Raw genomic sequence first — 12,843 nt, 5'->3', positions numbered from 1 at the left:
GTCATTCCCCGCCACCCTCTTGTGCGGCGGTCAGGACGGCGGGCAGCTCCCGGAGCAAGGTGTCCACGGCGTCGTCGCCGACGACGAGCGGCGGCGCGAGCCGGACCACGTCCGGCCCGGTCGCGTTCACCAGGAGTCCCGCGTCCTGAGCCGCCTGCTGCACCCGCGGCGCGAGGGACTCTGTGAGCACGATACCGAGCAGCAGGCCCGCGCCACGGACGTGGCCGATCAGAGCGTGGTCGAGCGATTCGATTCCGTCACGCAGCCGCTCCCCCGCCCGCTTGACGCGGTCGAGGATGCCGTCGGCCTCGATGGTGTCGAGGACGGCGACGGCGGCGGCGCACGAGACGGGGTTCCCGCCGAAGGTGGACCCGTGCTGACCTGCGGTCAGAAGATCGGCGGCGGGGCCGAAGGCGACGGTGGCGCCGATGGGCATGCCGCCGCCGAGGCCCTTGGCGAGGGTGACGACGTCGGGTTCGACGCCCTGTGCCTGGTGTTCGAACCAGTGTCCGGTACGGCCGATTCCGGTCTGTACCTCGTCGACGACGAGGAGCGTGCCGGTGGCACGGGTGATCTCGCGGGCGGCGGCGAGATAGCCCGCCGGGGGGACGATGACGCCGTTCTCGCCCTGGATGGGCTCGACGATGACCAGCGCGGTGTCGGTGGTGACGGCCGCGCGCAGGGCTTCGGCGTCGCCGTACGGCACATGGGTGACGTCGCCCGGCAGCGGAAGGAAAGGTTCCTGCTTGGCGGGCTGGCCGGTCAGGGCCAGGGAGCCCATGGTGCGGCCGTGGAAGCCGCCCTCGGTCGCGACCATGTGCGTACGGCCGGTCCGCCGCCCGATCTTGAAGGCGGCCTCGACCGCCTCCGCGCCGGAGTTGGAGAAGTAGACGCGCCCGCCGCGGCCGAAGAGCTGGAGCAGCCGCTCGGCGAGCGCCACCGGAGGTTCGGCGACGAAGAGGTTGGAGACGTGGCCGAGGGTGGCGACCTGGTCGGATACGGCCCGTACGACGGCGGGGTGGGCGTGGCCGAGGGAGTTGACGGCGATTCCGCTGACGAAGTCGAAGTATTCCCTGCCGTCCGCGTCCCACACGGTGGCGCCCTCGCCGTGGGTGAGCGGGATGCGCGGGGTGCCGTAGTTGTCCATCATCGCGCCTTGCCAGCGCTGCGTCAGCTCCGCGTTGGTCACTGGTCCGCCCCCTCGCTCGTGGTGGTCGCGTCCTGGTCCGGCAGGACCATCGTGCCGATGCCCTCGTCCGTGAAGATCTCCAGCAGGATCGAGTGCTGCACCCGCCCGTCGATGACGCGCGCGGTGTGGACGCCGTTGCGTACGGCGTGCAGACAGCCCTGCATCTTGGGCACCATGCCGCTGGCCAGCTCCGGCAGCAGCTTCTCCAGCTCGCTCGCGCCGAGCTGGCTGATCACCTCGTCGCTGTTGGGCCAGTCCGCGTACAGGCCCTCGACGTCGGTGAGGACCATCAGGGTCTCGGCGCTCAGCGCGGCGGCGAGCGCGGCGGCGGCCGTGTCGGCGTTGACGTTGTAGACGTGGCCGTCGTCGGAGCTGCGCGCGATGGACGAGACGACCGGGATGCGGCCGTCGTCCAGCAGCGCCTGGATGGCGCCGGTGTCGATGTCGGTGATCCGGCCGACCCGGCCGAGGTCGACCTGTTCGCCGTCTATCTCGGCGAAGTGCTTGGTCGCGGACATCAGGTGGGCGTCCTCGCCGGTCATGCCGACGGCGAGCGGGCCGTGCTGGTTGAGCAGCCCGACCAGCTCACGCTGCACCTGACCGGCCAGCACCATCCGTACGACGTCCATCGCGTCGTCGGTGGTGACCCTCAGGCCCGCCTTGAACTCGCTGACCAGGCCGTGCCGGTCGAGCTGCGCGCTGATCTGCGGGCCGCCGCCGTGGACGACGACCGGGCGCAGCCCGGCGTGCCGCAGGAAGACGACGTCCTGGGCGAACGCGGCCTTCAGCTCCTCGTCCACCATCGCGTTGCCGCCGAACTTGATCACGACCGTCTTGCCGTGGTGGCGGGTCAGCCAGGGCAGCGCCTCGATGAGGATGCGGGCCTTGGGCTGGGCGGTGTGCTTGCGGGTGGGACTTTTTCGCTCTTGCGAGTGATTGACCGTCATATCGGACTTCCGGAAGACTTTCGTGTCAGCCGCCGGGCGGGCGGTGCTGGCCTGTGGAGGCGGTGTAAGACCTGTCTCGGATGTGTCCGAGCCGGGCAGTCGCCCGTGAAGCAGGAACCCTCGTCGGTGACGGCGGGGACCCGCGACAACCAAGCGGGCACGTCAAGAGGAGTACGCGCTGTTCTCATGGACGTAGTCGGCCGTCAGGTCGTTGGCCCAGATCACCGCAGACTCACCGCCTGCCGCGAGGTCCGCGGTGATCCGGACCTCGCGGTAGCGCATGTCGACCAGCTCGCGGTCCTCGCCGACCGAGCCGTTCTTGCAGACCCACACGTCGTTGATGGCGACGTTGAGCTGGTCGGGCTCGAAGGCGGCGGAGGTGGTGCCGATCGCGGACAGCACCCGGCCCCAGTTGGGGTCCTCGCCGTGGATGGCGCACTTGAGGAGGTTGTTACGGGCGATGGAGCGGCCCACCTCCACGGCGTCGTCCTCGGTGGCCGCGCCCACGACCTCGATGCGGATGTCCTTGGAGGCGCCCTCGGCGTCCCCGATCAGCTGCCGCGCGAGGTCGGCGCAGACGGCGCGGACCGCCTCGGCGAACTCGTCCGCGGCGGGGGCGACCCCGGAGGCGCCGGAGGCCAGCAGCAGCACGGTGTCGTTGGTCGACATGCAGCCGTCGGAGTCGATCCGGTCGAAGGTGGTGCGGGTGGCGGCGCGCAGCGCGGTGTCCAGCGCGGGGGCTTCCAGGTCGGCGTCGGTGGTGAGGACGACGAGCATGGTGGCCAGGCCAGGGGCCAGCATGCCGGCGCCCTTGGCCATGCCGCCGACGGTCCACGCCCCGTCCGGGCCCTGGGCGACGGCCGACTTGTGCACGGTGTCGGTGGTCTTGATGGCGATGGCGGCCTTCTCGCCGCCGTGCTCGCTGAGCGCGGCGGCCGCCGTCTCGACACCGGACAGCAGCGGCTCCATGGGCAGCCGTAGGCCGATGAGCCCGGTGGAGGCGATGGCGATCTCGCCCGCGCTGTGCCCGAGGACGTCGGCGGCCTTCTCGGCGGTCGCGTGGGTGTCCTGGAAGCCGAGCGGGCCGGTGCAGGCGTTGGCGCCGCCGGAGTTGAGGACGACGGCGGAGACCTGGCCGCCCTTCAGCACCTGCTCGGACCAGAGCACCGGGGCGGCCTTGACGCGGTTGGAGGTGAAGACGCCAGCGGCGGCCAGCCGTGGTCCGTTGTTGACGACGAGAGCGAGATCGGGGTTCCCGTTCTCCTTGATCCCTGCCGCGACGCCGGAGGCGGTGAAACCCTTGGCTGCCGTCACACTCATGGAGCGACTCCGATCGTGGAAAGTCCCAGCTCCTCGGGGAGGCCGAGGGCGATGTTCATGCTCTGGACCGCGCCGCCCGCGGTGCCCTTGGTGAGGTTGTCGATCGCGCTGATCACGATGACCCGCCCGGCCTCCTCGTCGTGGGCGACCTGGAGCAGGGCGGTGTTCGATCCGTACACGGCGGCCGTGGAGGGCCACTGCCCTTCCGGCAGGAGGTGGACGAACGGCTCGCCGCCGAGCGCCTTCTCGTACGCGGCCCGCAGCGTCTCCCCCGTCACGCCGGGCTTCGCCGGGGCGCTGCACGTGGCGAGGATGCCGCGGGACATCGGGGCGAGGGTCGGGGTGAAGGACACCGAGACCCGCTCCCCCGCCGCGGCGGACAGGTTCTGGATCATCTCCGGGGTGTGCCGGTGGCCGCCGCCCACGCCGTACGGACTCATGGAGCCCATGACCTCGCTGCCCAGCAGATGCGGCTTGGGCGACTTGCCGGCGCCCGACGTCCCCGTGGCCGCGACGATCACGGCCTCGGGCTCGATCAGCCCCGCCGCGTACGCCGGGAACAGCGCGAGCGAGACGGCGGTCGGGTAGCAGCCGGGAACCGCGACGCGCTTGGACCCCTCCAGCGCGGCGCGGGCCCCCGGCAGCTCGGGCAGGCCGTACGGCCAGGTGCCCGCGTGCGGCGACCCGTAGAACTTCTCCCAGTCGGCCGCGTCCTCCAGCCGGAAGTCCGCACCGCAGTCGATCACCAGCACCTGATCGCCCAGCTGCTCGGCGACGGCGGCGGACTGCCCGTGCGGCAGCGCGAGGAACACCACGTCGTGCCCGGCCAGCGCCTCGGCCCCGGTCGGCGCGAGCACCCGGTCGGCCAGCGGGAGAAGGTGCGGCTGGAGGGAGCCGAGCGGCTGTCCGGCGTTGGCGTTGCCGGTCAGCGCGCCGATCTCGACCTCGGGGTGCGCGAGCAGCAGCCGCAGCACCTCACCGCCCGCGTATCCGCTCGCTCCCGCCACCGCTGCGCGTATCGCCATTGCCATCCTCCCTCACGGATGGCATGACTATACGTTTGACGGCAGCTTTATGCAAAGAATATTCCGGACGGGCCCCACCCCCGCGCGGGCCCGTCCGGAGTGCGTGGGAACGACCGTCACGCTAGGCAGTTCCTCTGGCCACCGCCATGTCATGCGTGCACAACCCGGCGGGAACGCACCGCATCGGTGCACGGTGCGGGGGCCGGGGGTGGGGGTGGTGCACAACGGGGGGTGTGGGGGCGTCCTCCCGTGCACAGTCAGGGGTGCCGGGCGGTCGGCAGCTCCGGGTGGCCGGTGCTCACATGGAGGGCGAACACCAGCGCGCGCACCCCGCCCGGCAGCTGTTCCTCCTCGGCCCCCAGGTCCCGGTGGAGCAGCGGCGCGGCGGCCCGCAGATGGGCGCGCACGGTGACCGGCGACAGATTCAGCGCGGTGGCCGCGCGTTCCACCTGGGTGTCGTTCTCCAGCCAGGCGCGGAGCGTGCGCGGAAGATCGCGGCGGTCGTCCCTCAGCGGCTTCAGGAAGGACTCCGCCCACACCCGCACCTCGGGGGCGGACACCATGGCCGCGAAGTCGGCCGCGGGTTCGGCCGAGGTCCCGTCGTGCCCGTAGGTGATGACGATCTTCAGCGCCATCGAGACCAGCACCTTGTCCAGCACCCGGTTCCGGTCCAGGCCCAGCAGGTCGAAGCCCTGCCGGATGCGGTGGGCGACGGTGTTGCGGTGGATACCGAGGACGCGTCCGGCCGCCTTGTGCTGCACCTCCAGGCCGAGGTCGAGGGTGCGCAGCAGCCGGTCGCGGCGGCCGGTGGGCAGGGTCAGCAGCGGGTGGAGGACGGTCGCGGCCCAGCGGCGTGCCGTATCCGGGTCCAGCAGCTCGACGAGATCGGCCCGCTCCTCGGACAGCGCGATCCGGTCGGGCAGTTGCCGGGCCGTCACCAGGGCGGTGAGCGCTTCCGCGTAGGCGTCGGCGACATTGCCGAGCTTGTGTACGCGGCTGCCGCCCACCCGGTGGTCCGGCAGCCCGGCGACGACGTGCCGCAGGGCGCTCCGTACGTCGTCCCGCTCGGGGTCGGGGGCGGGGTCGTCGTCGTGCAGGGGGTCCACCACGATCAGGTGGTTGTACGCGGGGCAGCGCACCAGCAGCGTGCGCCCGCCCACGGCCCTCTCCCCGTGCCGGGCGGCGGGCTCACGGTCCGCGGCGCCGCAGTCGACCACGTACACCCGGATGTGCTCGGTCGCCAGCAGGCCCGGTGCGAGCCCGACCAGCACGCGCTGGGCGGCCAGCTCGTCGCCGACCATGAGCAGCTGGAGCGCGCCCAGCCGCACCCCCTGCTCGGCCGAGGCCATCGCCCGGTCCTGCCGACGGGCCTGGTCGACCAGGCTCAGGACGCGGGCCGCGTGGTGCATCAGCTCGGCGGCGATGTCGTCGAACGGCCGGCGCGCGCCCACCGACAGCACGGCGCCCGCGCCGGGGCCGGTGGCGCCGAGCGGCAGGAAGCGGGTGTGCAGCGCGGCGTCGGCCGGTGCCGCGGGCAGCCGCGACCCTGCGGTCCGCCGGGCGAGCAGCGGCGCGAGCGCGCCCGGCGCGGTATCCGGCGACGCGGCCAGGACGCCCCGCTGCTCGTCGCTGACCAGCACCTCGGCGTCCAGCGCCGCGGCCAGCCAGTCGGCGATGCGCTGCGTGGCGTCCGGACCGGCGTCCGCGAGCCGGGCGGGCAGCCGGTTCAGCAGGGCGGTGAGCTGATCGGCGTGCCACTCGGCGTACCTGCGGCGGTGGTCGTGCAGCCGCGGGACCAGCTGGCGCCACGCGTCGAGGGACCGGGTGGTGGTCAGCAGCGGTACGCCCAGCCGGGCGGCCCAGCTGCGAACCGCGACTGGTGTGGCCTGCGGACCGTGCCGGTCGACGGCGAAGGCGAGGCCCGCGGCGCGCTGCCGGGCGAGGACGCGCAGCAGCCGCTCCAGCGGGCCGCCGCTGTGGGCGGCGGAGTGCTCGGGGAGACGTATCACCACCAGGGCGTCGCCGACGTCGCCGAGCGCCTCGTCGCTCCATGTGGTGCCCGGGACGACGCGTACGGAGTCCACCGTCCGTTCGGCGGGGCGGTGCTCACCGGCGAAGCGGAGCGAGAAGTCCGGTTCGTCGCAGATGGTGCCGAGCGTCAGCATGGAGTCCCTTTCCGCGCAGCCCCCGTACAGACCCCCGATCGTAGAGGCGGTTCAGCCCTGGCCCTCGCCGGAGTAGAGGGCCACGGACTCGGCCGCGACGCGGGCCAGTTCCTCGCGCAGCTCACGCGGCGAGACCACCTCGACGTCGGCGCCGAAGGCGAGCAGGGGCCGGGCCGCGGCCATGGGGTGGAAGCGCAGCCGCAGTTCCACGTGCTCCGGGCCGGAGGGGCCGGAGGAGCCGGGGTGCGTGATGGCGTCGGCTTCGGCGGGCGGTGGTGCGGTCAGATCGGCGTGGTAGATGCTCAGGAAGCGGCGCAGCGACGCCCGCCGGACCCGCACCACCACGTCCACCCCGAGGGAACGGTCGTCGACCCGGCGGCGCAAGGTCTCCCACACATCGGCCAGTTCGGCGCCCTGCCGACGCCGTACGGGTTCGTCGGCGACCGACGCCGCCTGGATGCGGTCCACCCGGAACAGCTCGGGCCGGGCGCGGTGGTCGGCCACCAGCTACCAGACGCCCGCCTTGTCGACCAGGCCGTACGGATCGACGGTGTACGACGCCTCGCGGTCGTCGCGGCCGTGCCGGTAGCGCAGCCGCAGCCGCCGGTCGGTGAAGACGGCGTCCTGGAGCACCCCCAGATCGGCCGCCGTCCGGGGTCCGCTGCGCCAGCGGACCGGGTCCACCAGGATGCGGCGGCGGGTCAGCGCGGCGGCGTCGCGGTGCGGTGGCGGCAGGGCGGCCATGACCTTGCGCAGCGCCGAGCCGATGGCCGGCCGAGCCCCAGATCGACGTGGGCCCGGTCGGTGACCAGCACGAACAGCGCCCGCGCCTCATCGGCGGTCAGCCCCGTCACATCAGTGCGGTAGCCGGGCAGCAGGGCGATGCCGCCGTTGCGGCCGCGCTCGGCGTAGACGGGCACCCCGGCCGAGGAGAGCGCGTCGACGTCGCGGAAGATGGTGCGTACGGACACCTCCAGGCGCTCGGCCAGTTCGGTGGCGGGCACCCGTCCGCGGGTCTGCAACAGCAGCAGGATCGACAGCATCCGGTCGGATTTCATGCGTCGAGGATCACGGAAAAACATGACGGCGGATGTCATGTATTGCGGGCAGTCTGAGCGCCGTCGACCGATGCCGGTCGCGATGAGCGCATTTCTTGGAGACTTCTGATGTCCGCTGACACCACCACCCCTGCCGCCGTCCCCCCGCGGCCGAAACCCACCGGGGAACCGGCCGGGGAACCCGTCGGGGAACCGGTCGGGAAGCCTGCCGGGGGCCGCCATCTCGGGCTGGCCCTCTTCGTGATCGCCGCGGCGCAGCTGATGGTGGTCCTCGACGCCACGATCACCAACATCGCCCTGCCCAGCATCCAGACCGATCTGAAGGTGTCCGACGGCGATCTGGCGTGGATCGTCAACGCCTACGCGCTGGCATTCGGCGGGCTGCTGCTGCTCGGCGGCCGGGCCGGGGACCTGTTCGGGCGGCGGCGGATGTTCCGTACCGGGATCGCCGTCTTCACGCTGGCCTCGGTGCTCGGCGGGCTGGCCCCGGGCGAGGGGCTGCTGATCGGCGCCCGGGTGCTCCAGGGCGTGGGCGCCGCGATGGCCGCGCCCAGCGCGCTGGCCCTGATCGCCACGACCTTCCCGGCGGGCAAGCCGCGCAACACGGCGATGGGCGTGTACGCGGCCATGGGCGGCGTCGGCGCCACGGTCGGGCTGCTGCTGGGCGGCACGCTCACCGATGTCCTCGACTGGCGCTGGGTGTTCTTCGTCAACATCCCGATCGGGCTGGCCGTCCTCGCGGGAACCCGCACCCTGGTCGAGGCCGACCGCAATCAGGGGCGGCTGGACATCCCCGGCGCGATCACCGGCACGGGCGGTCTGATCGCCCTGGTGTACGGCATCACCCGCGGCGGCGACCACGGCTGGTCCGATGGCCTCACCCTCGGCTCCTTCGCCGCGGCGGCCGTGCTGCTGAGCGTGTTCCTGCTGGTCCAGGCCCGGGCCGGGCATCCGATGGTGCCGCTGCGGCTGTTCCGGGACCGCAGCCGGTCGGGCAGTTACGCCACCATGCTGTGCATCGGCTCCGGCATGTTCGCCACCTTCTACTTCCTGACGCTCTACATGCAGCTGATCCTGGGCTACAGCCCGGTGCGGACCGGCTTCGCGTATCTGCCGTTCAGCTTCGGCATCGCCCTGGCCGCGGGGCTCAGCTCCAAGCTGGTCGCCCACCTCGCCCCGCGGCTGATCGCCGGGCCCGGTCTGGCGGTCGCGGCGTCGGGCATGCTCTGGTTCTCCACCCTGGAGCCGGACTCCTCGTACACCGGCCATCTGATGCCCGCGATGTTCGTCACCGCGCTCGGCCTGGGCCTGGGCTTCGTCCCGATGACGCTGGGCGCGGTCAGCGGCGTACGGCCCGAGGACGCCGGCATCGCCTCCGCGCTGCTGAACACCGCGCAGCAGGTCGGTGGCGCGCTGGGGCTCGCCGTCATGTCGACCCTGTCCACGTCGGCGGCCGACGACCGGCTGCCCGGCGCGGCCGCCGCCCTCTACCGGGGGCGGGCCACGCATGACGCGGCGCTGGTGGCGAGGGCCGGTGAGGCGCTGACCCACGGCTACACCCGGGCCTTCGCCGCCGCGGCCGTCATGTTCCTGGCCGGGCTGACGGTCACGGCGCTCGCCATCAACGCCCGGAAGCAGCAGCACGACAAGGGCTGACCGCGTCCCCGGAAAAATCTTCGGGGATTTTTCCGGGGAGCTGTCGATCCGGGCGTCTCCCGTTCGACGTGAGGGTGAGAGGCGGGGAACGGCCCCGCCCCGGCGACCGAACCGAGGAGTCACCATGCCGCGCTTTCTGACCCTGATCCGCATCGACGAGAAGAACGCCCCGGCCGAGGGCCCCAGCCCCGAGCTGATGGAGCGCATGGGCGCGCTGCTGGAGGAGATCACCAAGGCGGGCGTCATGCTCGACACGGCCGGGCTCAAGCCCACCTCCGAGGGCACCCGGGTCACCTGGTCCGGCGGCAAGCTCAGCTACACCGACGGGCCGTTCACCGAGAGCAAGGAGGTCATCGGCGGCTACTCGCTGATCCAGGCCAAGGACAAGGCCGAGGCGGTGGAGTGGACGAAGCGGTTCCTGGAGACCCACGAGGACTACTGGACCATCACCGCCGAGGTCCGCCAGCTCGACGAGGGCTGATCCTCGCAGTGATCCGGGTCCCGCACTGATCCGGTTCCGCTTGCCGCACCACCGGTCGGCTGCTCTGATGGGTGGCCGTGACGGCAGCAAACGCGACCGAAACGGTCGAAGCGGTCTTCAGGATCGAATCCGCGCGCATCATCGCCGGTGTCGCCCGCATCGTGCGGGATGTCGGCATCGCCGAGGAACTCGCGCAGGACGCCCTGATCGCCGCGCTGGAGCAGTGGCCGGAGTCGGGCGTCCCGGACAAGCCGGGAGCCTGGCTCATGGCCACCGCCAAGCACCGCGCGATCGACCTCGTACGCCGCAAGGAGACCTACGCGCGCAAGCTGGCCGAGGTCGGGCGCGCCCTGGAGGACGCGACCCCGCCCGGTCCGGAGGACATCGGTGACCCGGACGACATCGACGACGACCTGCTGCGGCTGATCTTCACCGCCTGCCATCCGGTGCTGTCGCCGGAGGCCCGGATCGCCCTGACGCTGCGGCTGCTGGGCGGGCTGACCACGGAGGAGATCGCCCGCGCGTTCCTGGCCTCGGAGGCGGCCGTCGCCCAGCGGATCGTCCGCGCGAAGCGGTCACTGGCCACGGCCCGGGTGCCGTTCGAGGTGCCGTACGGGGAGGACCGGGCCGCCCGGCTCTCCTCCGTCCTCGAGGTCATCTACCTGATCTTCAACGAGGGCTACTCGGCGACGGCCGGGGACGATCTGGTGCGCCCCGCCCTGTGCGAGGACGCGCTGCGCCTGGCCCGGGTGCTGGCGGGGCTGATGCCCAAGGAGCCCGAGGTGCACGGGCTGGCCGCGCTGCTGGAGTTCCAGGCGTCCCGCATCCCGGCGCGCACCGGCCCGGGCGGCGCGCCGGTGCTGCTCGCCGACCAGAACCGGGCCAGGTGGAACCGGTTGCTGATCCGCCGCGGCGTCGAGGCCCTGCACCACGCGGGCCACGGCCCGTACGCCCTCCAGGCGGCGATCGCCGCGTGCCACGCGCGGGCCCTCCGCTACGAGGACACCGACTGGACGACCATCACCGCCCTCTACGACCGGCTGGCCGCGCTCACCCCGTCCCCGGTGGTGGAGCTGAACCGGGCGGTCGCCGTCTCGATGGCCGAGGGCCCGGCGGCCGCGCTGGTGCTGGTCGACGCCCTGGTGGCGGACCCCGCACTGCGCGACTACCACCTGCTGCCGAGCGTCCGCGGCGATCTGCTGGAGCGCCTGGGACGGCGGGAGGAGGCCCGCACCGAGTTCGAGCGCGCCGCCTCCCTCACCCGCAACGCCCCGGAGCGGCGGCTGCTGCGGGAGCGCGCCGAGCGGGTCTGACCGGGCCCCCACTGGTCCTCGCCCCCGCTTCCTGAGATCGTCGGTGTCCATGCGGACGACCCTGCACGGCGCGCGGGTGGTGTTGCGCCCCACCCTCCCCACCGATATCCCCCGGCTCGCCGCCATCCGCGCGCGGCCCGAGGTGTACGCGCGCTGGCAGGGCGGCGAGGACCTGGTGGCGGCGGTGATCGAGGACCTGACCGGGGCGGACACCGAGACGCTGGCCGTCGTGTACGAGGGGGACGTGGTCGGCATGATCCAGTGGTCGGCCGAGACGGAGCCGGACTACCGGCACGCGAGCATCGACATCTATCTGGACCCGGCGGTGCACGGCCAAGGGCTCGGCACCGACGCCGTACGCACCCTGGCCCGGCACCTCGTCACCGCCCACGGCCACCACCGCATCGTGATCGACCCGGCCGCGGACAACACCGCCGCCATCCGCGCCTACCGCAAGGCCGGGTTCCGGCCGGTCGGCGTGATGCGCCGCTACGAGCGCGGCCCCGACGGCACCTGGCACGACGGATTGCTGATGGACCTGCTGGCCGAGGAGCTGACCGACTAGCATGCGGGCTCCGATTCACCACCGGGGGAGGCATCGTGAACGACGACCTGACCGAGGACGACGTGCGGCAGCTGCGCCGCTGCGTGGAGCTGGCGACCGAGGCACTGGAGGCGGGCGACGAGCCCTTCGGCTCGGTGCTCGTCGCCGCGGACGGGACCGTCCTCGCCGAGGACCACAACCGGGTGGCGGGCGGCGATCACACCCGCCACCCGGAGTTCGCCCTGGCGCGCTGGGCGGCGGAGCGGCTGACGCCCGCGGAGCGGGCCGCGGCCACCGTCTACACCTCCGGCGAGCACTGCCCGATGTGCGCGGCCGCGCACGGCTGGGTCGGGCTCGGCCGCATCGTGTACGCCAGCTCCTCGGAGCAGCTGTCGGCCTGGCTCGCCGAACTCGGCGTGCCCGCGCCGCCGGTGCGGCCCCTGCCGATCCGCGAGGTCGTGCCCGGCGCGGAGGTGCGGGGCCCGCATCCGGCGCTCGCCGAGGAGGTTCGTACGCTGCACCGGCGCTTCCACGAGGTCAGAGGATGAGGTGCACCGAGACGGCGGTGTCCGTCGCATTGGTGTTGACGCCGCGGACGAAGCCGTGGGCGGTGCGGTAGCGGCCCGTGCCCCCGGTGATCGCCAGCTCGGCGTCGGCGGGACCGGCGGCGGTGATGGAGATCAGCCCCTGGATGGTGAGGTCCCCGTCGGGCAGCGTGAAGGTGGCCACGCACTGCTGATCGAACGCATCGGGGGTGGGGCCGACCCCGGTGAACGTGCAGACCTCCCCGAAGTGGCCCACCACGGCACTGCCCTGGAGGACGTCCCCTCTGATGACGAACTCGTCCCCCTGGCTGGGCCCGGGCGTGCCCACGTCGACGTAGGAGGTCTGGGTCCGCCGCGCGATGAGGTCGAAGACCTGCTCACGCCCGGTCGGGTGCGTCGGATGGCCGCTGCCCCCGACGGGTACCGGGTTGGCGGCCGAGGCGGGGGCGGCGCACAAGAGGGCAGCGGCCAGGGCGGTGGCGGCGCTCAGGCCGAGGTGCCGGAGAGGGCGCATGATGGCGATTCCTATCGAGTCGTAGGGGCTCCGGCAGCAGCCTTGCGGCAGGCACCGGCCACGGCGACCCGACAAGATCATCCGGG

General features: G+C 72.8%; 11 protein-coding genes and 1 pseudogene. 5 read left to right on the top strand and 7 right to left on the bottom strand.

From position 1 onward, the window contains the following. Position 1 precedes the first annotated feature (1 nt). From ACH4TL_RS08260 to ACH4TL_RS08235, 6 genes and pseudogenes are all read right to left on the bottom strand, one after another. Complete coding sequence (locus tag ACH4TL_RS08260) at positions 2-1,189, bottom strand: acetylornithine transaminase (protein WP_398310064.1); 1,188 nt, start codon at positions 1,187-1,189, stop codon at positions 2-4. Then, positions 1,186-2,136, bottom strand: coding sequence for an acetylglutamate kinase (argB, locus tag ACH4TL_RS08255; RefSeq protein ID WP_398310067.1), 951 nt, complete (start codon positions 2,134-2,136; stop codon positions 1,186-1,188). The genes ACH4TL_RS08260 and argB overlap by 4 nt, the downstream gene beginning before the upstream one ends. Positions 2,137-2,298: 162 nt before the next feature. Further along, entirely contained in the window at positions 2,299-3,456 is a 1,158-nt protein-coding gene (gene argJ, locus ACH4TL_RS08250; protein ID WP_398310071.1) for a bifunctional glutamate N-acetyltransferase/amino-acid acetyltransferase ArgJ, read from the bottom strand. Further along, positions 3,453-4,481, bottom strand: a complete 1,029-nt coding sequence (gene argC, locus ACH4TL_RS08245; protein WP_398310074.1) for an N-acetyl-gamma-glutamyl-phosphate reductase — start codon at positions 4,479-4,481, stop codon at positions 3,453-3,455. The genes argJ and argC overlap by 4 nt, the downstream gene beginning before the upstream one ends. Positions 4,482-4,738: 257 nt before the next feature. Then, positions 4,739-6,646 (bottom strand): helix-turn-helix domain-containing protein, encoded by a 1,908-nt coding sequence (locus ACH4TL_RS08240; RefSeq protein WP_398310077.1) that lies wholly within the window; start codon positions 6,644-6,646, stop codon positions 4,739-4,741. Between the two features lie 51 nt (positions 6,647-6,697). Then, positions 6,698-7,704, bottom strand: a pseudogene (locus tag ACH4TL_RS08235) (helix-turn-helix transcriptional regulator). Between the two features lie 108 nt (positions 7,705-7,812). On the opposite strand from ACH4TL_RS08235, the gene ACH4TL_RS08230 reads away from it, so the two are divergent. The 5 genes from ACH4TL_RS08230 (at position 7,813) to ACH4TL_RS08210 (ending at position 12,246) form a co-directional block, all read left to right on the top strand. Beyond that, on the top strand, positions 7,813-9,360 hold the full coding sequence (locus ACH4TL_RS08230; RefSeq protein ID WP_398310080.1) for an MFS transporter: 1,548 nt from the start codon (positions 7,813-7,815) through the stop codon (positions 9,358-9,360). Positions 9,361-9,484: 124 nt separating this feature from the next. Beyond that, the gene (locus ACH4TL_RS08225; RefSeq protein WP_398310083.1) at positions 9,485-9,841 is read left to right on the top strand and encodes a YciI family protein; all 357 of its coding nucleotides are present in this window, start codon (positions 9,485-9,487) and stop codon (positions 9,839-9,841) included. Between the two features lie 77 nt (positions 9,842-9,918). Further along, complete coding sequence (locus ACH4TL_RS08220) at positions 9,919-11,154, top strand: RNA polymerase sigma factor (protein ID WP_398310086.1); 1,236 nt, start codon at positions 9,919-9,921, stop codon at positions 11,152-11,154. Between the two features lie 49 nt (positions 11,155-11,203). Further along, entirely contained in the window at positions 11,204-11,719 is a 516-nt protein-coding gene (locus tag ACH4TL_RS08215; RefSeq protein ID WP_398310089.1) for a GNAT family N-acetyltransferase, read from the top strand. A gap of 35 nt (positions 11,720-11,754) precedes the next feature. Next, on the top strand, positions 11,755-12,246 hold the full coding sequence (locus ACH4TL_RS08210; RefSeq protein ID WP_398310092.1) for a nucleoside deaminase: 492 nt from the start codon (positions 11,755-11,757) through the stop codon (positions 12,244-12,246). Here ACH4TL_RS08210 and ACH4TL_RS08205 read toward each other — a convergent pair. Then, positions 12,236-12,757, bottom strand: a complete 522-nt coding sequence (locus tag ACH4TL_RS08205; protein WP_398310095.1) for a hypothetical protein — start codon at positions 12,755-12,757, stop codon at positions 12,236-12,238. The two genes, ACH4TL_RS08210 and ACH4TL_RS08205, sit on opposite strands and share 11 nt — an antisense overlap. Positions 12,758-12,843: the final 86 nt, after the last annotated feature.

Source organism: Streptomyces sp. NPDC021115 (assembly GCF_044333065.1).
In the GTDB taxonomy this organism is placed as follows: Bacteria; Actinomycetota; Actinomycetes; order Streptomycetales; family Streptomycetaceae; genus Streptomyces.
Note: the sequence above shows the minus strand (reverse complement) of the source record. Positions and strands in the feature narration are given on the sequence as shown.

Coding starts and splice junctions, on each gene's coding strand:
- ACH4TL_RS08240 (WP_398310077.1), bottom strand. CDS start 6,646: ATGCTGACGCTCGGCACCATCTGCGACGAACCGGACTTCTCGCTCCGC.
- argJ (WP_398310071.1), bottom strand. CDS start 3,456: ATGAGTGTGACGGCAGCCAAGGGTTTCACCGCCTCCGGCGTCGCGGCA.
- argB (WP_398310067.1), bottom strand. CDS start 2,136: ATGACGGTCAATCACTCGCAAGAGCGAAAAAGTCCCACCCGCAAGCAC.
- ACH4TL_RS08230 (WP_398310080.1), top strand. CDS start 7,813: ATGTCCGCTGACACCACCACCCCTGCCGCCGTCCCCCCGCGGCCGAAA.
- ACH4TL_RS08225 (WP_398310083.1), top strand. CDS start 9,485: ATGCCGCGCTTTCTGACCCTGATCCGCATCGACGAGAAGAACGCCCCG.
- argC (WP_398310074.1), bottom strand. CDS start 4,481: ATGGCGATACGCGCAGCGGTGGCGGGAGCGAGCGGATACGCGGGCGGT.
- ACH4TL_RS08205 (WP_398310095.1), bottom strand. CDS start 12,757: ATGCGCCCTCTCCGGCACCTCGGCCTGAGCGCCGCCACCGCCCTGGCC.
- ACH4TL_RS08215 (WP_398310089.1), top strand. CDS start 11,204: ATGCGGACGACCCTGCACGGCGCGCGGGTGGTGTTGCGCCCCACCCTC.